Origin of the sequence: Curtobacterium sp. VKM Ac-1393 (assembly GCF_015350995.1) — a bacterium.
Lineage (GTDB): Bacteria > Actinomycetota > Actinomycetes > Actinomycetales > Microbacteriaceae > Curtobacterium.
On sequence record NZ_JADKRW010000002.1, the window covers coordinates 34,409 to 57,365 of the forward strand.

Consider the following 22,957-nt stretch of genomic DNA (forward strand, 5'->3'; position numbering starts at 1 on the left):
CGAGGTCGGTCGTGCGTTCTACGATGGAGTCATGAGCACCAGCACGCCCAGCGTCTTCACGAAGATCATCGCGCGCGAGATCCCGGCGACCGTCGTCGCCGAGGACGACCGTGTGATCGCGATCGAGGACATCGCCCCGAAGGCCCCCGTCCACGTGCTGGTCATCCCCAAGACCGAGCAGTACGCGAACGTGGCCGAACTCGCGGCCGGTGACCCCGACCTCCTCTCCCACGTGGTCGCCACCGCGCAGCGCATCGCCGACGAGCGCGCCGGCGGCCAGTTCCGTCTCGTCTTCAACACCGGCGAAGCCGCCGGTCAGACCGTGTTCCACGTGCACGCGCACGTACTCGCAGGTGAACTGCAGGAAGGCACCCTTGCCGGCTAACGAACCAGCACAGCCCACCACCGACGACGAGCAGGTCGTCTCCGTCGCCCTCCAGGTCGACGGGATCGCCATGGTGCAGCTGCTCGGCCCCCAGGACCGGCTCCTCAAGACCGTCGAGCGACAGTACCCGGGCGTCAAGGTCGTCGTCCGCGGCAACGAGGTCACCCTCACCGGCCCCGAGCGCGACGTCGCACGGGCGAAGGCGCTCGTCGACGAACTGGTCGGCATGGTCCGGCGCGGACAGGACATCGGCCCGTCCGACATCCCCATGTCGGCGCGCATCCTCGACGACGACCGCAAGCCGTCCGACACCTTCGGCACGCCGATCGTGTCGAGCCGCGGCAAGTCGGTGCGGCCGAAGACCGACGGCCAGCGCGCCTACGTCGACGCCATCGACGAGCACACGATCACGTTCGGCATCGGCCCCGCCGGCACGGGCAAGACGTACCTGGCGATGGCGAAGGCCGTCCAGGCCCTGCAGCGACGCGAGGTCACCCGGATCATCCTGACCCGTCCCGCGGTCGAGGCCGGCGAGCGGCTCGGGTTCCTGCCCGGCACGCTCACCGACAAGATCGACCCGTACCTGCGCCCGCTGTACGACGCCCTGAACGAGATGATGGACCCCGAACTGGTCCCGAAGCTGTTGGCGGCGGGCACGGTCGAGGTCGCTCCGCTCGCGTACATGCGCGGCCGGACGCTCAACGACTCGTTCGTCGTGCTGGACGAGGCGCAGAACACCACGCCGGAGCAGATGAAGATGTTCCTGACGCGTCTCGGTTTCGGCTCGAAGATGGTCGTCACGGGGGACATCACGCAGGTCGACCTGCCCGGCAACGTCTCCGGACTCCGGATCGTGACGCGGATCCTCGAGTCGGTCGAGGACATCCACTTCGCCCGTCTGGGCAGCGAGGACGTGGTGCGGCACACGCTCGTCGGCCGCATCGTCGACGCCTACACGGTCTACGACGAGGAGCGGCTCGCCGAGCAGGCCGGACACCGCCCCGGCGGCCGGGGCACCGCACCGGTCGGCAACCCCGACGGCGCCAACCGCGCCGAGCGGCGCGGCCGTCCGCCGCAGGACCGGCAACGCCCCCCGTACCCCCAGAACGACGCCAGAGGAGACAACCGGTGAGCATCGAGCTCAACAACGAGTCCGGGGTCGAGGTGGACGAGGCCGCGATCCAGCGCCTCGCCGCGTTCGCCCTCGACGCGATGCACGTCCACGCCGACGCCGAACTCGCGGTCGTCCTGGTCGACGAGGGTGCGATGGAACAGCTGCACGTGCGCTGGATGGACGAGCCCGGTCCGACCGACGTGCTGAGCTTCCCGATGGACGAACTCCGTCCCGGCACCGAAGAGGACCCGACGCCCGCCGGCCTGCTCGGCGACATCGTGCTCTGCCCGCAGGTGGCCGAGGAGCAGGCGAAGACCGCCGGGCACTCGAGCACCGACGAGATGCTGCTGCTCACCTGCCACGGGATCCTGCACCTGCTCGGGTTCGACCACGCCGAGCCGGACGAGAAGGCCGAGATGTTCGGGCTGCAGGGCGAGATCCTCACGGCGTTCGCCGCGCAGCAGCGAGGACGGTAGTCGATGCTCGTCGTCGTCGGCCTGCTCGCGGTCGCCCTGGGTCTCGTCGTGCTCGGCGGGCTCCTCGCCGCGAGTGACGCCGCCCTGTCGGTGGTGTCCCGTGCCGACCTCGACGAGATCGCACGGGGCAACAAGCGTCGACGTGCGCTCGAGGCCATCGCGGACGACGTCGGCGCGCACGTCAACGCCCTGAACTTCTTCCGCGTGCTCGCCGAGACCGCGGCCGCCGTGCTCGTCACCATCGCCCTCGTACGGGCGTTCGACGTGTGGTGGGTGGCGCTCATCGTCTCCGCCGCGATCATGACGGCCGTCTCGTTCGTGCTCGTCGGTTCGAGTCCGCGCAGCGTCGGGCGGGCCCACGCCGAACGACTCCTGGCGTCGACCGGTGGGCTGGTCCGCGCCGTGCGGATCGTCCTCGGCCCGCTCGCCGGGCTGCTCGTCCGGATCGGCGACCGGGTGACACCCGGCAGGGGCCGGAGCGCCTCGACGGTCTCGAGCGAGGAGCAGCTGCTGTCCCTCGTCGACGAGGCCACCGAGAGCAACGTGCTCGAGGACGAGGACCGCGAGCTCATCCACTCGGTGTTCGAGTTCAGCGACACCCTCGTGCGCGAGGTCATGGTGCCGCGGACCGACATGCTGACGGTCGACGGCTCCGACACGCTCGCGGCCGGCATGGAGCAGTTCCTCGCCGCCGGGGTGTCCCGCATGCCCGTCACGGGCAAGGACAGCGACGACGTCCTCGGCGTGCTGTACCTGCGCGACGTCTCCCGTTCACTGTACGAGCGCCCGGGTTCCGGCAGCGAGCGGGTCACGCGGTTGCTGCGCCCGGCCGAGTTCGTGCCCGAGTCGAAGGCGGCAGACGACACCCTGCGGCACATGCAGGTCGCGAAGAACCACCTGGTCCTCGTGGTGGACGAGTACGGCGGCGTCGCCGGACTCGTCACGATGGAGGACCTCATCGAAGAGCTCGTCGGGGACATCTCCGACGAGTACGACCGCGCCGTCGTCGACCGGGTCGAGGTCGAACCCGGCGTCTGGCGGATCTCCGCGCGGCTGCCCGTCGACGAGCTGGGCGACCTGTTCGGCATCGAGCTCGACGACGACGACGTCGACACCGCCGGTGGGCTGCTCACGAAGGAGCTCGGCCACCTGGCGGTCTCCGGCGACACCGTCACGGTCTCCGGCGTCGTGCTGACGGCCGACCGCGTCGAGGGCAAGCGCCGCCACCTCATCACCGTGCTCGCCGAACGGACCGACGCCCTCGCCGGTGTCACCGACGCGTTCGACAGCACCACCACCACGACGGGAACCCCGCACGCATGACCGACCCCACTCCCACCGCCTCGGGCACGCCGTACCGCGCCGGCTTCGTCTCGTTCGTCGGACGCCCGAACGTCGGCAAGTCCACCCTGACGAACGCGCTGGTGGGACAGAAGGTCGCGATCACCTCGTCGAAGCCGCAGACCACCCGCCGGGCGATCCGCGGCATCGTGCACCGACCCGACGGCCAGGTCATCATCGTCGACACCCCCGGGGTGCACCGTCCGCGCACCCTGCTCGGCGAGCGGCTGAACGACCTGGTGCAGTCGACCCTGGCCGACGTCGACGTCATCGGGTTCTGCGTGCCCGCGAACGAGCCGGTCGGCCCGGGTGACCGCTTCATCAACGACACCCTCGACCAGTACCCGCGGGCGAAGAAGATCGCCATCGTGACGAAGATCGACCGCGTCGCCAAGGACAAGGTCGGCGAGCAGCTGCTGGCCGTCTCGAAGCTCCGCGACTGGGACTCGATCATCCCGACCTCGGGCACGACGGGCGTGCAGCTCGAGGTGCTGCTCGGCGAGATCACGGCGCTGCTGCCGGAGTCGCCCCAGCTCTACGACTCGTCGGCCGTCACCGAGGAGACCGACGAGGAGCGCATCGGCGAGCTCATCCGCGAGGCCGCGCTCGAGGGCGTCCGCGACGAACTGCCACACTCGCTCGCCGTCGTCATCGAGGACATCGTCGAGCCGGACCAGGACGACGACGCCGACGGGCCGCTGCGGATCTTCGCGAACCTGTTCGTCGAGCGCGACAGCCAGAAGGCGATCGTGATCGGCCACAAGGGCGAGCGCCTGAAGGACGTCGGTTCCCGCGCCCGCGTCGAGATCGAGTCGCTGCTCGGCGGCCGGCACGTGTACCTCAACATCCGCGTGAAGGTCGCCAAGGAATGGCAGCGCGACCCGAAGCAGCTCGGCCGCCTCGGGTTCTGACGATCAGCGGTCGGGTGTCATCCACGCGAGGGACGCGGCGGTGAGTCGCGCGCCGTACCGTGGACGGGTGTTCCGTCCCATGCTGCGCGTGCAGGTCATCACCGACGTCGTGATCGCCGCGGTGCTCGGCGCGCTCGTGCTGATCACCTCGGCACGGGGGATGGACTCCCCGCTCGCGTTCGTCACCGTAGTCGGCATGACCGCTGCGTTGGCGCTCCGACGGCTCTCGCCGGGCCTGGCCCTGGCGGTCGCGTGGGTGTTCGCGGTGTTCGAGATGGTCACGGGCCAGACGCCCGACCTGTCGAACGTCTTCATCGCGGCGGTGCTGTACACGACGAGCGCCTACGGCAGCCGGCGGGTGCGGCTCGCCGGACTCGTCTCGGCGATCGTCGGGTCCGTCACCGCGGCGCTGTACATCGGCGTCGACGACTACCGGAACCGGCTGACGATCGATACCGCCACGACCCCGGTCCAAGAGTCGGTGCAGGTGACCGTGTCGTACTTCGCGGTCGTCCTGCTCCTGCTCCTGCTGCCCTGGCTCGCCGGCCTCGTGGTCCGCACCCGGCGGTCGGCGAGCATGAGCCGCGAGGCCCAGCTGCTCGCCGAACGCGACGCTGCCCGTGCCGATCGGGCGGTCGCGGTCGAGCAGGAGCGGGTCCGGATCGCGCGGGACATGCACGACATCGTGGCGCACTCGCTCGCGGTGGTCATCGCACAGGCGGACGGCGCCCGGTACGCCCTCAAGGCCGACCCCGCCGTCGCCGACCAGGCCCTCGGCACCATCTCGTCCACCGCCCGCCGTGCGCTCGGGGACGTCCGCGAGCTCCTCGGCGCGCTCCGGCACGAGCAGGGCACGGTGCCGACGCCGGAGATCGACGACATCGACCGGTTGATCGGCGAGATGCGCCAGGTCGGACTGGACGTCCGGGTCGAGCGCGAGGGTGACCCCGCCGGACTCCCGACCACGACGCAGCTCGCGGTCTACCGGATCGTGCAGGAGAGCCTGACGAACGCGTACAAGCACGGTGAGCCGGGGACCCCGGTGCACGCGTCGCTGACCTACCGACCCGACACCGTCGAGATCGCCGTGGTGAACCGCCGCGCCGACGACGGCACCCGCGGACCGGGCACCGGGCACGGCCTCGTCGGGATGCGGGAGCGCGCCACCATGACCGGCGGGACGATGACCGCCGGGGCCCGCGGGCCGGACTTCGAGGTCGCCGTCCGCATGCCCGCCGTCCCCGCGAGCGGGCAGATGCCCCGCGGCCGCATCACCCCGACCGTCAGCCCCACCGCCAGCCCGACCGAGCAGGAGCGCACCGCCCGATGACCACCACCCCGCCGACCGACGGCCGGATCCGCGTCGCCCTCGTCGACGACCAGGCCCTGTTCCGCACGGGCATCCGGATGCTCATCGGCTCCCAGCCAGACCTGCAGTTCGTGGGCGAGGCCGGTGACGGCGCCGAAGGCGTCGAGCTCGTGCGTCGCACCCGACCCGACGTCGTCCTGATGGACGTCCGCATGCCGGTGATGGACGGCATCACCGCGACCGCGCACATCGTCGAACAGGCCGGCACGGACGGCGCGAAGGTGCTCGTGCTCACCACGTTCGACTTCGACGAGGCCGCGGCGAAGGCCATCCGCGCCGGCGCCAGCGGCTTCGTGCTGAAGGACGCCGACCCGGAGTTCCTGCTCGCCGCCGTGCGCACCGTGCACGCCGGCACCGCGGTGTTCGCGGCCTCGGCGACCCGGGAGCTCCTGCGTCGTTACGACGACTCCGTGGAACAGACCCCGACCGTGCCGGCGACCTTCGACGACCTGACGCCCCGCGAGCGGGAGATCTTCGACCTGGCGGCGCGCGGGTTCAGCAACAGCGAGATCGCCCAGCACGAGTACGTCAGCGAGGCGACGGTGAAGACCCACATCTCGCGGGTCCTGACCAAGCTCGGCCTCCGGGACCGCGTGCGCCTGGTCGTCTTCGCACACGAACACGGGCTGGTCACCAAGGCCGACTGACGGACGCGAGCCGGGGTGTCGACCCGCGGACGTCATCCGGTGGGATGACCCGTCCACAGGAAGTCGAACCGAGCGGACCATCCACAGGAGTCGCTCGACGGACGCGGGGCGGGCCTCCCGGCCGTCATCGTTGGTGCATGACCACCAGCCACGCTCCGATCATCCGACTCGACCACGTGTCCAAGCACTACGGCGACGCCGCGCGCCGGGTGACGGCGCTCGACGACGTCAGCGTCGACATCGGCGCGGGGGAGTTCACCGCCGTCATGGGCCCGTCCGGTTCCGGCAAGTCGACGCTCATGCACGTCGCCGCGGGGCTCGACGCGGTGTCCGCCGGCCGGATCCAGATCGACGGCGTCGACATCACCGGGCTCGGCGACAAGGACCTGACGGAGCTCCGTCGGCGTCGGCTCGGGTTCGTGTTCCAGTCGTTCAACCTGGTGCCGACGCTCGACGTCAGCGAGAACATCCGCCTGCCGTTCCTGCTCGGCGGGCACAAGCCGTCGCGGGACGAGACCGCGTGGATCGATCGGCTGGTCGACCAGCTCGGGCTCGGCAACCGGCTGTCGCACCGACCGCACCAGCTGTCGGGTGGCCAGCAGCAGCGCGTCGCCATCGCCCGTGCACTGGCGTCGCGACCGGCCGTCGTCGTCGCCGACGAGCCGACCGGTGCGCTCGACTCGCGGACGGGCCGTGACGTACTCGCGATCCTGCGCGGGGCGGTGCAGGAGTGGGGCCAGAGCGTCGTCATGGTGACGCACGACCCGGTCGCCGCCGCGAACGCCGACCGCATCCTGTTCCTCGCCGACGGCCGGGTCGTCGCGGACCGTCCGGCGATGGACGCCGGTGCGATCTCCACCACGATGCTGGGGATGGAGGCAGCAGCGTGAACGGCGTCCGCTCCTTCGCGCCCACCGTCCTGGTCGCGGCGCTCGGCACCACGTTCGGGTCCGCACTCGTCATCGCCCCAGGCATCGTGACCGAGGCACTCGGGGCCGCCGGGCTCGCCGACCTCGGCCCGGTGAAGTCGATCCTGTCGGTCGTCGGGTGGCTGTTCCTCGGGATCGCCCTGTACGTCGGCGCGATCGTCACCGCCAACACGTGCGCGACCCTGATCGCCGGCCAGACCCGCATCATCGCGTTGCAGCGGCTCGTCGGTGCCACGGGTGCCACGCTCCGCGCCCGGATCACCCGGACCGGACTGGTCGTCGGGGTGCTCGGCGGACTCATCGGCGCCGTCGTGGGCACCGGGCTGTCGGCGCTGTTCGTGGTGGTCCTCCGCGGCAACGGGTTCCTGCCCGACACCGACTACACGCTGCTGCCGTGGGAGCTCGTGCTGCCCGTCGTGGCCGTGGTGCTGGCGACGTGGGGTGCGTTCGCCGCGGGGTCGCGTCGGGTGCTCACGGTGACACCGCTCGAGGCACTGTCCTCGAGCGTGGAGCCGAGCCACGACGACCTCCGCTCCGGTGCCGCCCGCAAGGTCTGGGCGATCGTGCTCATGGCCGGCGGTGCCGCACTCATGCTCGTCGGACTCGCGGTCAGTGCCGGGTCGCCGATCGCGGTGCTGCCCGCGGCCCTCGGCGGGTTCGTCTCGTTCGCGGGTGTCGCCGTCGGCGCGACCATCGTGATGCCGCCGGTGCTGCAGCTGATCGGACGGATCGGTTCGCACGACCCCGTGGTGCTGCTCGCCGGGCGGAACGCCGTGCGGGCGCCGGGTCGGTCCTCGCGGGCGACCATCGGACTCGTCATCGGCGTGACCCTGCTCGTCACCTTCGCCGTCGCGCTCGGCATCATGCAGCACGTGCTCGAAGCGCAGCTCGAGGGCTTGGGCCAGGGTCAGATGACGACCGAGATGGTGCAGGCGCAGCGCGACTTCTTCGTGCAGCTGAACGCCGTCGTCAGCGTCATCGTCGGGTTCTCCGCCGTGATCGCCGCCGTCGGGGTCGTGAACGCCCTGGCGCTCGGGGTGCTGCAGCGTCGGCGCGAGCTCGGGCTGCTGCGGGTGCTCGGCCTCACCGGGGCACAGGTCCGCCGGATGATCGTGACCGAGGCCGTGCAGATGGTCGTCGCGGCCGTCGTCACCGGACTCGTGCTCGGCACCTTCTACGGCTGGGTCGGCGGGCAGACGCTGCTCGGTTCGCTCGGTACCCCGGTGACCCCCGTGCTGCCGCCGCTGACCATCGGGATCGTGGTCGTCGGGGCGCTCGTGCTCGCGGTCGTCGCGACGATCGCGCCGGTGCGGCGCGCGATGCGCGTGCCCCCGACCGAGGCGCTCGCGGTCGACTGACGCGGCGTCCTGGTCGCACCACGCGGCGGACGGGAGGCAGGGTGCCAGCTGGCACCGTGCCTCCCGTCCGCCGTTCCGCGCGTCGACTGCCGCGCCAGCGCCCGCCCGCCACGCCCGCGCCCGCCACGCCCGCGCCGCGCGTGCGCCCGCCGCGCCGCTCGCGTTCGCCGAGGTTCCACGATCCGCAGCTTTCGGCGGCCGCTGGCGACGGTTCCTGGAACCTCGGCGACCAGCCGACGGCATGGCGCGACCACTCGGGCATCGACCACCGACGCGCTTGTCACACAGCAGCCCGCCGGTGCTACCGTGGACTCGATGTACTCGGCACTTCTCCTCCTTCGCTGCCGCGACGAGGCCTGACACACCGGCCCACCTCGTCGCGGAGTCCGTCGTGGCCGCCCTCACCCAGAGCACACGAAAGCGACGAACGATGCAGAACACGCAGCAGCCCTCCGGGATGCCGATCCACAAGTACGTCCCCTTCCACGACCAGATCTCGGTGGAACTCCCCGACCGCACCTGGCCGACGAAGCGCATCGAGCGGGCCCCGCGCTGGTGTGCGGTCGACCTGCGTGACGGCAACCAGGCCCTCATCGACCCGATGGACGCCGAGCGCAAGCGCGCCATGTTCGACCTGCTCGTCGGCATGGGCTACAAGGAGATCGAGGTCGGGTTCCCGAGCGCCTCGCAGACCGACTTCGACTTCGTCCGCAGCCTGATCGACGAGGGCGCGATCCCCGACGACGTCACCATCCAGGTGCTGACCCAGGCACGCGAGCACCTCATCCAGCGCACGTACGAGGCGATCGACGGCGCGAAGCAGGCCATCGTCCACCTGTACAACTCGACGTCGATCGTGCAGCGCGAGGTCGTCTTCCGCACCGACGTGCAGGGCGTGGTGGACATCGCGGTGGCCGGGGCAAAGCTGTGCAAGGCGGCCGAGGCGACGCTGCAGCACGACACGACGGTCTACTACGAGTACTCGCCGGAGTCCTACACGGGCACCGAGCTCGAGGTCGCGCTGCAGATCTGCAACGCCGTGCTCGAGGTCTTCGAGCCCACCCCCGACCGCAAGGTCATCATCAACCTGCCCGCCACCGTCGAGATGGCGACGCCGAACGTCTACGCCGACTCGATCGAGTGGATGTCGCGCAACCTCGCGCACCGCGAAGACGTCATCCTGTCGCTGCACCCGCACAACGACCGCGGCACCGCCGTCGCCGCCGCGGAGCTCGGCTACATGGCCGGTGCCGACCGCATCGAGGGCTGCCTGTTCGGCAACGGTGAGCGCACCGGCAACGTCGACCTCGTCGCGCTGGGCATGAACCTGTTCACGCAGGGCATCGACCCGGAGATCTCGTTCGCGGACATCGACCAGGTGAAGCGCACCGTCGAGTACTGCAACCAGCTGCCCGTGCCCGAGCGGCAGCCGTGGGCGGGCGACCTCGTCTACACGGCGTTCAGCGGCTCGCACCAGGACGCCATCAACAAGGGTTTCGAAGCGATGAAGGCCAAGGCCGCCGCAGCGGGCAAGGACATCGACGAGATCGAGTGGGCGGTGCCGTACCTGCCCGTCGACCCGAAGGACATCGGCCGGTCGTACGAGGCCGTCATCCGCGTCAACTCGCAGTCCGGCAAGGGCGGCGTCGCCTACCTGCTCAAGACCGACCACGCCCTCGACCTGCCCCGCAAGCTGCAGATCGAGTTCTCCGGCGTCGTGCAGCGGCACACCGACACCGAGGGCGGCGAGTTCTCGTCGCAGCGCATCTGGGAGGTGTTCCAGGACGAGTACCTGCCCGCCTCGACCGACGACGACAAGTGGGGGCGGTACGAGCTCACCAAGACGGCGACCTCGAGCGACTTCGACGGCACGACCTCGTTGTCGGTGGCACTCCGGGTCGACGAGGGTTCCGTCACCGCCGACGCCGTGGGCACCGGCCCGATCGACGCGTTCCTCAAGGTGCTCGCCGACCAGGGCGTCCAGGTCACGCTGTACGACTACTCGGAGCACACGATGAGCGCCTCGGGTGACGCCAAGGCTGCGTCGTACGTCGAGCTCGACGTCGACGGCGTGCGCCTGTGGGGCGTCGGCATCGACGCCGACATCTCGACGGCGTCGCTCAAGGCGATCGTGTCCGCGGTGAACCGCGCGGTGCGCGCTGGTGCTGCTGCCGGCGCCGACTCGCCGGAGCTCGTCTCCGCCTGAGACGCGACCAGGCCGGGAGGCGCGGTGCGGGTCCGTCCCGCACCGCGCCTCCCGTGTGTGCACGCGTCCACTGCCTGACGCAAGACGCCGTCGTGTCGTCGAGACGCCGCCGAACAGCGCGGCGTCTCGACGAGCGGGCGGTGTCTTGCGAAGACGACGGCGTCTTGCGACCGCAACGACCGCACCGAACGCACCGACAGCGACCGCGACGACTGCAGCAGCACAGCGAGCGCGGCGAGCATCAGCAGCGCACGCCGGTGTCGGCGGGGCGGGGGATACTGGGGACATGCCGCTGTACCGGGACGAGTGCGTCGTGTTGCGCACCCACAAGCTCGGGGAAGCCGACCGCATCGTCACCATGCTCAGTCGGCAGCACGGCAAGATCCGCGCGGTGGCCAAGGGTGTCCGGCGGACGGCGTCGAAGTTCGGCAGCCGCCTCGAGCCGTTCATGGTCGTCGATGCCCAGTTCTACGAGGGCCGCTCGCTCGACATCGTCACGCAGGCCGAGTCACTCGGGGCCTACGGCGCACAGATCGTCGCCGACTACGGCGCGTACACGGCGGCCAGCGCCATGGTCGAGACAGCCGACCGGCTGAGCGAGGCCGACGCGGGCCTGCAGCAGTACCTGTTGCTCGTCGGAGCGCTGCGGTCGTTGTCCCGCGGTGAGCACCACTCCAGCGCCACGCTCGACTCCTACCTGCTCCGCGCGATGAGCATCGCGGGGTGGGCGCCCTCGTTCAGCGACTGCGCGGTCACGGGGGAGCCCGGGCCGCACTCCGCCTTCGTCGTGCAGCTCGGCGGGGTCGTCGCCGACCGGGCTGCGCCTCCCGGCACGCCGCGGCTCGACCCGGCGACCCTCGGGGTGCTCGGCTCGCTGCTCGCCGGCGACTGGGTGAGCGTCGACGCCACCGACGAACGGACGCGGTCTCGTGCCTCCGGCGTGGTCGCGGCGTACGCCCAGTGGCACCTGGAACGATCGCTCCGGTCCCTGCCGCACGTCGACCGCTCCGAGCACCCGATGCCGGTGCCGCTGACCCACGACGGGCCCGAGGCGACGGCGCGCGCGGTGGCCTCGACCCCGGCACCCGCCGTGCCCGCCCCCGATCCCGCTGTCGAAGGAACCCCCACCGCATGAGCCCCCGCCGCACCGACGCCGCCGAGCCGTTCCGCCCGATCGACTGGACCGGCGAGACGCCCCCGGCGATCCCGGCCCGGTTCGTGCCGGAACACGTCGCGATCGTGATGGACGGCAACGGTCGGTGGGCGAACGGCCGCGGACTCACGCGGATCGAGGGGCACAAGGCCGGCGAGGCCTCGCTGCTCGACGTCGTCGCCGGCGGGATCCAGATCGGCGTCAAGCACATCTCGGCGTACGCGTTCTCGACCGAGAACTGGAAGCGTTCACCGGAAGAGGTCCGGTTCCTGATGGGCTTCAACCGCGATGTCATCCGTCGCCGACGCGACCAGCTGAACGACTGGGGCGTCAAGGTGCGGTGGGCCGGACGCCGCCCGCGGTTGTGGCGGAGCGTCATCGACGAGCTCGACCGCGCCGAGCAGATGACCGCGGGCAACGACGTGCTGACGCTGACGATGTGCGTCAACTACGGCGGCCGGAACGAGATCGTCGACGCCGTGCGGGGGATGGCCGAGGACGTCGCCGCCGGGCGCCTCAAGCCGAGCCAGGTCACCGAGAAGGCCCTGGCGAAGCGGCTCTACGTGCCCGAGATGCCCGACGTCGACCTGTTCCTGCGCAGTTCGGGGGAGCAGCGCACGAGCAACTTCCTGCTCTGGCAGTCCGCGTACGCCGAGATGGTGTTCCTCGATCGTCTGTGGCCGGACTTCCGGCGCACCGACCTGTGGGGCGCGATCGAGGAGTACGCACGCCGCGACCGTCGCTACGGCGGTGCGGTCGACGCCCCGACGGCCTGACCGGCACCGGGCCCGGACCCGGAGCCAGCCCGTCAGCCGGGCAGCGGCCCGTCGAGCAGGTGCGCCGCCGACCGTACCGCCTGCAGGGCCGCACGGACGCTCGGGACGCGCTCAGCCCCACGCGCGATGACGACCTCGACCCGACGGGCCAGGTCGTCGTCCACGGGGTCGACCCGGACCTCGGCGGGGATCACCGTCGTCGCGAGCGCCAGCCGGGGGAGCAGCGCCACGCCGAGTCCGGCGGCGACGAGTCCCACCACCGCTGCCGCGTTGTCGGTCTCGAGCACGATGTCCGGGGTGAACCCGGCGGTCGCGCACGAGGCGAGCAGGTGGCCGCGGCACCGCGGGCAGCCGCCGATCCAGCGAGCACCGCGGTGCGACGCGAGGTCCACGGCAGAGTCCACCGCGCCAGAGCCCAGGGCGCCGGCGCCCAGGCCACCGGTGCCCACTGCACCGGAGTCCAAGGTGCGGCCACCGCCCGAGCCTCCGGACGGCGTCACCAGGGCGAGCGGATCCCGCCCGAGCGCCCGGGTGACGAGCCCGGGGTCCGGGGCGGACCCGACCTCGTCGCCGACGTAGGTGAAGGTCAGGGCGACGTCGACCTCCCCGCTCCGCAGCAGGTCGAGCGCCTCTGGTGGTTCGACCTCGACGTACGAGGTCGTCACGCCCGGCGCCGTCGCGGCCAGCCGGGCGAGCACCGCCGGCACGAGCGCCGACGATGCACTCGGGAACCCGGCGAGTCGCACTCGTCCGCGGGTCAGGCCCCCGACGGCGTCGAGGTCCTCGCGCGCGGCGGTCAGCGCGGCCTGCACGTGCAGTGCGTGGTCCGCCAGCACCCGTCCGGCGTCGGTCAGCGTCGCACCGCGCCCGCCCCGACCTTCCTGACCGGACCGGAGCACCAGGGTGTGCCCGAGTCGTCGCTCTGCCCGGGCGAGCAGCTGGCTGACCGCCGGTTGGCTCGACCCGAGGGCTGCGGCGGCGCGAGTGATCGACCCGCCGTCGGCCACGGCGCGGAGGACCCGGAGCAGCTGGGGGTCGATGTCGTCCATCACGTGATGTTATCGGCTGCACAACGAGCCGGATCTGGTGTGATGGAACGCGAGCCGGGACGCTGTCCGCATGGACTCCTTCCCCGCCGGCCGCGGCTACCTCGCGGCGTGCACCGCCGGTCTGCCGACCCGGGCCACGCTCGCCGCCCAGCGGGCCGACCTCGACGCGTGGTCCCGCGCCGAGACCTCGCCGGCCCACTACGGGGCGTTGGTCGAGGAGGGGCGTGCGCTGTTCGCCGCCCTCGTCGGGGTCCCGGCATCGCGGGTCGCCACCGGCTCGCAGACCTCGGTGATGGCCGCGGTCGTCGCCGACGCCCTGCCGGACGGTGCCGAGGTGGTCGTCCCCGACGGCGACTTCAGCTCGGTCGTCTTCCCGTTCCTCGCCCAGGCGCACCGAGGCGTCCGCGTCCGGCACGTCTCGCTCGACCGGCTCGCCGCCTCCGTCGGGCCCGACACCGCACTCGTGGCGTGGTCCGCCGTGCAGTCCGCCACCGGCGTGGTCACGGACCCCCACCCGGTCGTCGCCGCGGCCCGGCAGTTCGGTGCCCTCACCCTCTGCGACCTCACGCAGGCAGCCGGCGTCCTGCCCGTCGACGCCGCCCTGTTCGACGTGACGCTCACGCACGCCTACAAGTGGCTCTGCGCACCGCGCGGCGTCGCCTTCATGACGCTGTCCGACACCGCGCTCGCTCGGCTCCGTCCGGTCCAGGCCGGCTGGTACGCGGGAGCGGACGTCTGGTCGTCCTGCTACGGCCCCGACATGCGCCTGGCCGACGACGCCCGTCGCTTCGACGTCTCGCCGGCCTGGCAGGCGTGGCCCGGCGCTGTGGCCGCGCTCGAACACGCGGTCGCGCTCGACCAGCAGGCGGTCTGGAGGCACGCCACCGGTCTCGCGGATCGGCTGTGCGACGCCCTCGGGTCGCCTCGGCAGGGCGACGGGCAGGCCATCGTGACGTTCGCGGACGCCGACGGGTCGGCCCTCCGAGCCCTCACCGCCGCCGGGCTCACCGCGTCGGGGCGTGCCGGGCGACTCCGGATCGCGTTCCACCTGTGGAACGACGAGGCGGACGTGACCGACGTGGCGGACGCGCTGGTCGGGGTCGCACCCGCCACGTCACGATCGTGAGCGCGGACGGCGGACGCGGGGAGGGCCTCCCGGGCCACGAACGCCGGTAGTCTTGCCCGGACCGTTTCCGCACCGAGCACCCAGCTCGGCGACCTCTGGAGCACCCTTTGGCACAGCCCTCCCGTCTCGACAGCGTCATCGCCCTGGCCAAGCGCCGCGGCTTCGTCTTCCAGTCGGGTGAGATCTACGGAGGCTCCCGCTCCGCGTGGGACTACGGGCCCCTCGGTGTGGAGCTCAAGGAGAACATCAAGCGCCAGTGGTGGCAGCGGTTCGTCCGCGGCCGTGGCGACATGGTCGGTCTCGACTCCGCCGTCATCCTGCCCCGCAAGGTGTGGGAGGCCTCCGGCCACGTCGCGACCTTCACCGACCCGCTCGTGGAGTGCCTGCACTGCCACCACCGGTTCCGCGAGGACCACCTGATCGAGGCCTTCGTCGCCAAGAAGGGGCGTGACCCCGAGGGCCGCATGGCCGAGATCGCCTGCCCGAACTGCGGCACCCGCGGCGAGTGGACCGAGCCCCGCGAGTTCTCCGGGATGCTCAAGACGTACCTCGGCCCGGTCGAGTCCGAAGAGGGCCTGAACTTCCTGCGCCCCGAGACCGCGCAGGGCATCTTCGTCGACTTCGCGCAGGTGGTCACGACCAGCCGCATGAAGCCCCCGTTCGGCATCGGCCAGGTCGGCAAGGCGTTCCGCAACGAGATCACCCCCGGCAACTTCATCTTCCGCACGCGCGAGTTCGAGCAGATGGAAATCGAGTACTTCGTGCCGCCGGCCGAGGCAGGAGAGCACTACGAGCAGTGGATCGCCGACTCGGTCGCGTTCTACACCGACCTCGGCATCGACCCGGAGAACCTGCGCCGCTTCGACGTGCCCGACGGCGAACGGGCGCACTACTCCGACGCCACCGCCGACATCGAGTACCGCTTCGGCTTCACGGGCTCGGAGTGGGGCGAGCTCATGGGCGTCGCGAACCGCACCGACTTCGACCTCAACAACCACATCGAGTCGTCGGGGCAGGACCTGCGGTTCTTCGACCAGGCGGCCAACGAGAAGTACGTGCCGTACGTCATCGAGCCGTCCTTCGGCCTGACCCGTGCGCTCATGGCGTTCCTGCTCGACTCGTACCACGAGGACGAGGCACCGAACGCGAAGGGTGGCGTCGACAAGCGCACCGTGCTGCGACTCGACCCGCGGCTCGCCCCGGTGAAGGCCGCGGTGCTGCCGCTGTCGCGCAACGAGCAGCTGTCGCCGGTCGCCCGCGGCCTGGCCGACGACCTGCGCAAGAACTGGAACGTGGACTTCGACGACGCCGGCGCGATCGGTCGCCGCTACCGTCGCCACGACGAGATCGGCACGCCGTTCTGCATCACGGTCGACTTCGACACGCTCGAGGACAAGGCCGTCACGGTGCGCGAGCGCGACACGATGGCGCAGGAGCGGGTCGCCCTCGACCAGCTGCAGGGCTACCTGGCGCAGCGCCTGCTCGGCGCGTAGGGGCGCGGCCCGTCGGCCGCGTTGGAACCTGGTTCCGGACACAGCACCACGCAGATCCGCGGTGTTGTGTCCGGAACCAGGTTCTGCGGGAATGAGCACGCCAGCCGCGCGTTGGGATCAGCATGAACGACTCCGTGAAGGTCGATGTCTGGTCGGACATCGCCTGCCCCTGGTGCTACATCGGCAAGCGCAAGTTCGAGGCCGGTGTCGCCGCGTTCGGCGCCTCGGCGGACGGCCGCCCGGTCGAGGTCGAGTACCACTCCTTCGAGCTCAGCCCGGACACCCCCGTCGACTTCGAGGGCACCGAGGCCGAGTTCCTGTCGAACCACAAGGGCATGCCCGTCGAGCAGGCGCAGCAGATGCTCGACCAGGTCACGGGCATCGCGGCGTCGGTCGGGCTCGACTACGACTTCGAGGCCATGCACCACACCAACACGGTGAAGGCGCACCAGGTCATCCACCTCGCCAAGCAGCACGGCAAGCAGCTCGACATGGTCGAGCGCCTGTTCACCGCCTACTTCGAGCGCGGCGAGCACGTCGGCGACGAGGCGACACTGGCCGACCTCGGGGCCGAGATCGGCCTCGACCACGACGAGGTCCTCGCCACCCTGCGCGACGACTCGCAGCTCGCGGCCGTCCGAGCCGACCAGGCCCAGGCGCAGGCCTTCGGCATCACCGGCGTCCCCTTCTTCGTCATCGACGGCAAGTACGGCGTCTCCGGTGCGCAGGACCCGGCAGCGTTCGAGCAGGTGCTGACGCAGGTCGTCGCGCTGCGCGAGACGACACCGGACGAGGTCGCCTCGGCGACCGGACGCGCTGCGGACGACGCGAGCGCCGACGTGGCGGCGAGCCGATGACGGGCGCGACGGTCACCGTCGGGGGTGGGGCGGGCCTCCCGTCCGCCTCGTCGGTTCCGGATGCGATCTCCGGACTGGAGGCGCGCCCCGGCCTGCTCACGCTGGTCACGCCCGGTGGTGCGCCGGTCTGCGACGGCGATTCGTGCCTGATCGACGCCGGATCGTTCGCCGGTGCCGAGGGGGACTGGAGCGAGGTCCCGGACTGACGCATCCGTCGGTCGCGCGTCGCGCGCTGGTGGTCCCGCGCCCCCGTGCGGTCGTTGCGCCCCGACTCTGCGGGGCGCGACGGCTGAGCGGGGGCGCGATCCGTCGGTCGCCGGACCGATCAGTCGCGCTGCGGTTCCTGGTCGGTGATGTCGGCGACCGTCGCGGCGTACGCGGCGATGAGGTCGTCGGCGTCGACGAAGGCGCTCGCGCCGTGTCGGCCCGCGCCGAGGGCGACCCGGCGGCCGACGATCCGTTCGTCGGCGTAGACGGGCAGGTCGCCGGTCGCACCGATGGGGGTGATGGTGCCGCGCTCGTAGCCGGACGCCTGCAGTGCGGTCGCGGCGTCGGGCATCGACAGCTTGTTCACGCCGACCACGGTGCGGAGCTTCTTCCACGCGATGCTGCGGCCGCCGGGCACCAGGGCGAGCAGGAACCCGCCGTCGTGACGCTTGACCACGAGCGTCTTGACGACGTCGCCTGGCGTGATGCCGAGCAGTTCGGCGGCCTGCTGCAGGGAGTCCGCTGCCGGACGCTCGACCACGTCGACCGTCAGGCCGCGGGCCGCTGCGTCGGTGTCGAACCGGGTGCTGGCGTCGATGGTCATGTGGAGAACGCTACCGGCGAGCACCGACGTGGGAGGATGGACCAGGTATGACGATCACACACGCCCCAGCACGGCCTCTGCGCATCGGCCCGATCGAGGTCGACGTGCCGGTCGTGCTCGCGCCCATGGCGGGCATCACGAACATGGCGTACCGCCGGCTCTGCCGCGAGTACGGCGCCGGACTCTACGTCTGCGAGATGATCACCTCGCGGGCGCTGGTCGAACGGACACCCGAGTCGATGCGGCTCATCCAGCACCACGAGTCCGAGACCCCGCGGTCGATCCAGCTCTACGGCGTCGAGCCGAACACGGTCGCCGAGGCAGCGTCGATCCTGGTGGGCGAGGACCGTGCCGACCACATCGACCTGAACTTCGGGTGCCCGGTGCCGAAGGTCACCCGCAAGGGCGGCGGGGCTGCCCTGCCCTGGAAGACCGACCTGTTCCGCGACCTCGTGACGAAGACCGTCCGGGCCGCCGGTGACGTGCCGGTCACCGTCAAGATGCGCAAGGGCATCGACGAGGACCACCTGACCTACCTCGACGCCGCCCGCATCGCGCGGGACGCCGGTGTCGCAGCCGTCTCGCTGCACGCCCGCACGGCGAACGAGCACTACTCCGGTCACGCCGACTGGTCGGCGATCGCGACGCTGAAGGAAGCCGTCACCGACATCCCGATCCTCGGCAACGGCGACATCTGGTCCGCAGCCGACGCGCTCCGCATGATCGACGAGACCGGCGCGGACGGCGTCGTCGTCGGGCGCGGGTGCCTCGGTCGGCCGTGGCTGTTCGGCGACCTGGCGGCGGCGTTCCGCGGCGAGGGGATCCGCTACATGCCGACCCTCGGCGAGGTCGCCGACGGGTTCCGTCGGCACGCCGAGCTGCTCGTCGAGTTCTTCGAGTCGGAAGACCACGGCTGCCGCGACATCCGCAAGCACGTCGCCTGGTACTTCAAGGGGTACCCGATCGGCAGCGACGTCCGGTCCGGTCTCGCGCTGTCGTCGAGCCTGCAGGAGATCGACGACCTGCTCGGGCAGCTCGACCGTGACGCGCCGTACCCCGGCGAGGGTGCCGAGGGGCCCCGCGGCCGCGCCGGCCACCCGAAGCGCACGGCCCTGCCCGACCGCTGGCTCGAGTCCCGCGACGTCGACAGCGAGTTCCGCAAGGTCCTCGCCGCGGCCGAACTGCACCACAGCGGCGGATGAGCGCCTTCTCGTCGTACGGTCCCGCCGACGCCGAACGCTGGCTGCCGGAACAGCACTCGAACCGGCGGTCCGACTTCGCCCGCGACCGTGCCCGCCTGCTGCACTCGAGCGCGCTCCGTCGCCTCGCCGCGAAGACCCAGGTGCTCAGCCCGACGACCGGGCTCGACTTCGCCCGCAACCGCCTGACGCACTCGCTCGAGGTCGCACAGGTCGGTCGTGAGCTCGCGGACTCCCTCGGGCTCGACCCCGACGTCGTCGACACCGCGTGCCTGGCGCACGACATCGGCCACCCGCCGTTCGGCCACAACGGCGAGACTGCGGTCAACGCGTGGGCCGCCGGGATCGGTGGGTTCGAGGGGAACGCGCAGACGCTCCGACTGCTGACACGGCTCGAGCCGAAGGTCTACGGGGTGCGGCCGGGTGCCGGTGCCGGTGCCGGTGCTGGCGCGGGGGCCGACGCTGGCGTCGAGCGTCCCTTCGGGCTCAACCTGACGCGCGCGTCACTGGACGCCAGCTGCAAGTACCCGTGGCCGGCGGCGCAGGGCGTCTCCGAGTCGTCGTCCGGCCGCACGAAGTTCGGGTTCTACGACGACGACCACGACGCCTTCGAGTGGCTCCGGGCCGGGGCTCCCCGCCGCCAGCGGTGCATCGAGGCGCAGGTCATGGACCTGTCCGACGACATCGCCTACTCGGTGCACGACTTCGAGGACGCCGTCGTCGCCGGGTTCATCGACGTCGCGGCCCTCGGTGACCGCGTCGGCGAGAACGACATCGTCTCCGCCATGCACGCCTGGGTCGGCGACGACCTGAGCCGCGACGAACTGCTCGAGGCGTTCGACCGCCTCCGGTCGCTGCCGCTGTGGATGACCTCGTACGACGGGTCCCGCCGCGACGCCGCCCACCTGAAGAACCTGACCTCGCAGCTGATCGGACGCTTCGCGCGCACGGCGACGGCCGCGACCCGCGAGTCCTACGCATCCGGGTCCCTGGTCCGGTTCGCGGCCTCGGTCGTCACACCGCCCGAGATCATCGGTGAGATCGCGGTGCTCAAGGGGATCGTGGCGGCGTTCGTGATGACGCAGGGCGATCGCCAGCCCGTGTACGAGGAACAGCGCCGGATCCTGACCGAACTGCTCGACGTCCTGGCGGCGTCGGGTGCGCCGGACCTGGAGCCCGGGTTCGCAGCGGACTGGCGTGCGGCGTCCGACGACGACGGGCGACTCCGCGCCGTGGTCGACCAGGTCGCGAGCCTGACGGACCAGGGGGCGATCGCCTGGCACCGACGGTTGGTCGTCGGCGAGCGGGAAGCGGTCCACATCCCGGTGTGAGCGGGGCCGCGGTCGGTCGCGGTGGCTCGTCCACATGTCGGGGCCGCGGTCGGCCGAGGTCGGTCCCACGAACTAGGATCAGAGGGTGGCTGGCAGGATCGCGCGGAACGACATCGACGAGGTCCGCTCGCGTGTCAACATCGCCGACGTCGTCGGCGACTACGTCACGCTGAAGAACGCGGGCGTCGGCTCGATGAAGGGGCTGTGCCCCTTCCACGACGAGCGCTCTCCGTCGTTCCACGTCCGACCCCAGGTCGGTCGGTACCACTGCTTCGGCTGCGGCGAGGACGGCGACGTCTTCAGCTTCATCATGGCGCAGGACCACACCACCTTCGCCGAGGCCGTCGAGCGCATGGCGGCCAAGATCGGCTTCACCCTGCACTACGAAGAGGGCGACGGGCCGCGCACCGACTACAACACCCGGGCTCGGCTGATCGCTGCCAACGAAGCGGCGCTCGAGTACTACACGGCGCAGCTCACCACGGCCGCGGCCGACCCAGCCCGGCGGTTCCTGGGGGAGCGCGGGTTCGACCCCTCGGCAGCGCAGCGCTTCGGCGTCGGGTTCGCGCCGAAGTCCTTCGACATGCTCAAGGACCACCTGCGCGGTCGGGGCTTCACGCTCGAGGAACTCACCTCGGCCGGGCTCGTCAGCCAGGGCGACCGATCGCCGTACGACCGGTTCCGTGGGCGCTTGATGTGGCCCATCCGTGACGTCACCGGTGCCACCATCGGGTTCGGTGCCCGCCGCCTGCTCGACGACGACAAGGGCCCGAAGTACCTCAACACGCCCGAGACCCCGATCTACCACAAGAGCCAGGTGCTCTACGGGCTCGACCTGGCCCGCCGCGACATCTCGAAGCAGAAGCAGGTCGTGATCGTCGAGGGCTACACCGACGTCATGGCCTGTCACGTCGCCGGTGTCACCACCGCGGTCGCCACGTGCGGCACGTCGTTCGGCGTCGACCACATCAAGGTGCTGCGCCCGATGCTCGGCGACCTGGCCGGCGCCGATCCGAACGCCAACGGCGAGGTCGTCTTCACCTTCGACCCCGACGAGGCCGGGCAGCGTGCCGCGTCGCGCGCCTTCGCCGAGGAGCAGCGGTTCGCCGCGCAGACCTACGTCGCCGTCGCGCCCGGGGGCCTCGACCCGTGCGACCTGCGGCTGGCCCGCGGTGACGACGCCATCCGCCGCCTCATCACGAACAAGCGCCCGATGTTCGAGTTCATGATCCGCCGAACGCTGGAGGGCCACGACCTCGAAACGGTCGAGGGCCGCGTCGGTGCCCTCCGCGCGGCGGCCCCCGTGCTCGCCGGCATCCGCGATCGCTCGCTCACGCAGGGGTACGTCCGCGAACTGGCCGGCTGGCTCGGCATGGACATGCCCGAGGTCCGTCGGTCGGTCGAGACCGCGCGTCGGCGTGCGGGGTCGACGGACGATCGGTCAGGAGGCCCGGGGCGCGACGGTCGCACCGGTCACGGTGCCGACGGGGCGGGTGTGGTCGACGAGCCCGTCGCCGGGATCCGCTCGCTGCCGAACGACCCGATCAGCCGAATGGAGCGCGACGCCGTCATGGCGATGGTGCAGCAGCCGACCTCGGTCGGAGCGCCGCTGCTCGGGCTCGCCGCATCGGCCACGTTCTCGGCGCCGATGCTCGCCGCCGTACGAGACGCCGTCGTCGCCAACGTCGACGTCATCGGTGCGGGGGACTGGCTCGACCGGTTGCTCGCTGACGTGCCGACCCCGTTGCGGTCCCTGACGCACGAGCTCGCCCTCTCCCCGATCCCCGCGCGCAACGCGGACGACCTGGCGGCGTACTGCCGGAGCATCGTCGTCGCCCTGGTCGAGCGGGACCTGCTTGCGCGCAAGGCCTCGTTGCTCGGGCAGCTGCAGCGGGCGGACCCGCACGAGCAGGCCGAGCGACGCGCCGAGATCCAGCGGCAGCTCGTCGACATCGACGGGCAGCGGATGCGGCTCCGCGCCGACGCCGAGGCTTCCTAGCCACTTCGCCTGTTCCCGCGGCCCGCGGCCGGCGGCTCTTCGGGGCGCTTGGCGTCGCCGAGGTCGCACGACGCGCCGCCTGCCGTTCGTCCAGGTTCCGAAATCTGCGCATCTGCCCGCGGCCACGCGGCACTTCGTGGAACCTCGGTGAGCCGGCATGTGGGCGGGGCGTGTCCGCACGACGTGGCTGAGGCAGTGCGACGTGACCACGTTGCAGAGGTGACGGGCGTTGTTGCGGTGCGCCGGGCCTCCCGGTCGATGTCCGAGGTTCCACAACACGCCGCGTGCGTGCCGCCGAGGTGCCGATGCGAGGCCGAACGTGCGCCGACATGCCGAGATTTCGGAACCTGGGGGCGGGGACAGGGGGGGGGTGGGGCGGCGCGGGCGGGGCGGGCGGGGCGGGCGGGGCGGGCGAGGGGCCGGTTGC

At 71.5% G+C, this 22,957-nt stretch carries 21 protein-coding genes; 19 read left to right on the forward strand and 2 right to left on the reverse strand.

The features are described 5' to 3' along the window. The first annotated feature begins 31 nt into the window (after window positions 1–31). From ITJ59_RS03975 to ITJ59_RS04030, 12 genes are all read left to right on the forward strand, one after another. Entirely contained in the window at window positions 32–385 is a 354-nt protein-coding gene (locus tag ITJ59_RS03975; RefSeq protein ID WP_194649854.1) for a histidine triad nucleotide-binding protein, read from the forward strand. 70 nt (window positions 386–455) lie between these two features. After that, on the forward strand, window positions 456–1,517 hold the full coding sequence (locus ITJ59_RS03980; RefSeq protein WP_228511129.1) for a PhoH family protein: 1,062 nt from the start codon (window positions 456–458) through the stop codon (window positions 1,515–1,517). Further along, the gene (gene ybeY / locus ITJ59_RS03985; protein ID WP_194649856.1) at window positions 1,514–1,975 is read left to right on the forward strand and encodes an rRNA maturation RNase YbeY; all 462 of its coding nucleotides are present in this window, start codon (window positions 1,514–1,516) and stop codon (window positions 1,973–1,975) included. Before ITJ59_RS03980 ends, ybeY begins: the two co-directional genes overlap by 4 nt. A gap of 3 nt (window positions 1,976–1,978) precedes the next feature. Next, on the forward strand, window positions 1,979–3,298 hold the full coding sequence (locus ITJ59_RS03990; protein ID WP_194649857.1) for a hemolysin family protein: 1,320 nt from the start codon (window positions 1,979–1,981) through the stop codon (window positions 3,296–3,298). After that, complete coding sequence (gene era / locus ITJ59_RS03995) at window positions 3,295–4,227, forward strand: GTPase Era (RefSeq protein ID WP_194649858.1); 933 nt, start codon at window positions 3,295–3,297, stop codon at window positions 4,225–4,227. The genes ITJ59_RS03990 and era overlap by 4 nt, the downstream gene beginning before the upstream one ends. Window positions 4,228–4,294: 67 nt before the next feature. Then, on the forward strand, window positions 4,295–5,557 hold the full coding sequence (locus ITJ59_RS04000; RefSeq protein WP_323749392.1) for a sensor histidine kinase: 1,263 nt from the start codon (window positions 4,295–4,297) through the stop codon (window positions 5,555–5,557). Continuing rightward, the gene (locus ITJ59_RS04005; protein WP_194649859.1) at window positions 5,554–6,243 is read left to right on the forward strand and encodes a response regulator; all 690 of its coding nucleotides are present in this window, start codon (window positions 5,554–5,556) and stop codon (window positions 6,241–6,243) included. The genes ITJ59_RS04000 and ITJ59_RS04005 overlap by 4 nt, the downstream gene beginning before the upstream one ends. 137 nt (window positions 6,244–6,380) lie before the next feature. After that, window positions 6,381–7,133 carry an ABC transporter ATP-binding protein gene (locus ITJ59_RS04010; protein ID WP_194649860.1) on the forward strand — a complete coding sequence of 251 codons (753 nt, stop codon included), beginning with the start codon at window positions 6,381–6,383 and terminating at the stop codon, window positions 7,131–7,133. Next, a complete protein-coding gene (locus tag ITJ59_RS19550) occupies window positions 7,130–8,530 on the forward strand; it encodes an ABC transporter permease (protein WP_194649861.1) in 1,401 nt (466 codons plus the stop codon). The genes ITJ59_RS04010 and ITJ59_RS19550 overlap by 4 nt, the downstream gene beginning before the upstream one ends. Before the next feature lie 430 nt (window positions 8,531–8,960). Further along, on the forward strand, window positions 8,961–10,736 hold the full coding sequence (gene leuA, locus ITJ59_RS04020; protein ID WP_194649862.1) for a 2-isopropylmalate synthase: 1,776 nt from the start codon (window positions 8,961–8,963) through the stop codon (window positions 10,734–10,736). Between the two features lie 286 nt (window positions 10,737–11,022). Then, on the forward strand, window positions 11,023–11,871 hold the full coding sequence (gene recO / locus ITJ59_RS04025) for a DNA repair protein RecO (RefSeq protein ID WP_194649863.1): 849 nt from the start codon (window positions 11,023–11,025) through the stop codon (window positions 11,869–11,871). Next, a complete protein-coding gene (locus ITJ59_RS04030) occupies window positions 11,868–12,665 on the forward strand; it encodes an isoprenyl transferase (RefSeq protein WP_194649864.1) in 798 nt (265 codons plus the stop codon). Before recO ends, ITJ59_RS04030 begins: the two co-directional genes overlap by 4 nt. A gap of 32 nt (window positions 12,666–12,697) precedes the next feature. On the opposite strand, the gene ITJ59_RS04035 is transcribed toward ITJ59_RS04030, so the two are convergent. Further along, complete coding sequence (locus tag ITJ59_RS04035) at window positions 12,698–13,714, reverse strand: LysR family transcriptional regulator (protein WP_194649865.1); 1,017 nt, start codon at window positions 13,712–13,714, stop codon at window positions 12,698–12,700. 70 nt (window positions 13,715–13,784) lie between these two features. Here ITJ59_RS04035 and ITJ59_RS04040 point away from each other — a divergent pair, with 70 nt between their 5' ends. The 4 genes from ITJ59_RS04040 to ITJ59_RS04055 all read left to right on the forward strand — a co-directional run bounded on the left by ITJ59_RS04040 (window position 13,785) and on the right by ITJ59_RS04055 (window position 17,396). Continuing rightward, entirely contained in the window at window positions 13,785–14,840 is a 1,056-nt protein-coding gene (locus ITJ59_RS04040; protein ID WP_194649866.1) for an aminotransferase class V-fold PLP-dependent enzyme, read from the forward strand. 107 nt (window positions 14,841–14,947) lie between these two features. Next, on the forward strand, window positions 14,948–16,333 hold the full coding sequence (locus ITJ59_RS04045) for a glycine--tRNA ligase (RefSeq protein WP_111085729.1): 1,386 nt from the start codon (window positions 14,948–14,950) through the stop codon (window positions 16,331–16,333). A 122-nt stretch (window positions 16,334–16,455) separates the two neighbouring features. Beyond that, a complete protein-coding gene (locus ITJ59_RS04050; protein ID WP_194649867.1) occupies window positions 16,456–17,190 on the forward strand; it encodes a DsbA family oxidoreductase in 735 nt (244 codons plus the stop codon). After that, window positions 17,187–17,396, forward strand: a complete 210-nt coding sequence (locus tag ITJ59_RS04055; RefSeq protein WP_194649868.1) for a hypothetical protein — start codon at window positions 17,187–17,189, stop codon at window positions 17,394–17,396. Before ITJ59_RS04050 ends, ITJ59_RS04055 begins: the two co-directional genes overlap by 4 nt. 119 nt (window positions 17,397–17,515) lie before the next feature. On the opposite strand, the gene ITJ59_RS04060 is transcribed toward ITJ59_RS04055, so the two are convergent. Further along, window positions 17,516–18,001, reverse strand: coding sequence for an aminoacyl-tRNA deacylase (locus ITJ59_RS04060; RefSeq protein WP_194649869.1), 486 nt, complete (start codon window positions 17,999–18,001; stop codon window positions 17,516–17,518). Between the two features lie 47 nt (window positions 18,002–18,048). Between ITJ59_RS04060 and dusB the strand changes: the two genes are divergently transcribed. The 3 genes from dusB to dnaG all read left to right on the forward strand — a co-directional run bounded on the left by dusB (window position 18,049) and on the right by dnaG (window position 22,530). Then, on the forward strand, window positions 18,049–19,203 hold the full coding sequence (gene dusB, locus ITJ59_RS04065) for a tRNA dihydrouridine synthase DusB (protein WP_194649870.1): 1,155 nt from the start codon (window positions 18,049–18,051) through the stop codon (window positions 19,201–19,203). Next, a complete protein-coding gene (locus ITJ59_RS04070) occupies window positions 19,200–20,531 on the forward strand; it encodes a deoxyguanosinetriphosphate triphosphohydrolase (protein WP_194649871.1) in 1,332 nt (443 codons plus the stop codon). The genes dusB and ITJ59_RS04070 overlap by 4 nt, the downstream gene beginning before the upstream one ends. Window positions 20,532–20,616: 85 nt before the next feature. Further along, window positions 20,617–22,530 (forward strand): DNA primase, encoded by a 1,914-nt coding sequence (gene dnaG / locus ITJ59_RS04075; RefSeq protein ID WP_194649872.1) that lies wholly within the window; start codon window positions 20,617–20,619, stop codon window positions 22,528–22,530. The last annotated feature ends 427 nt before the right edge of the window (window positions 22,531–22,957 follow it).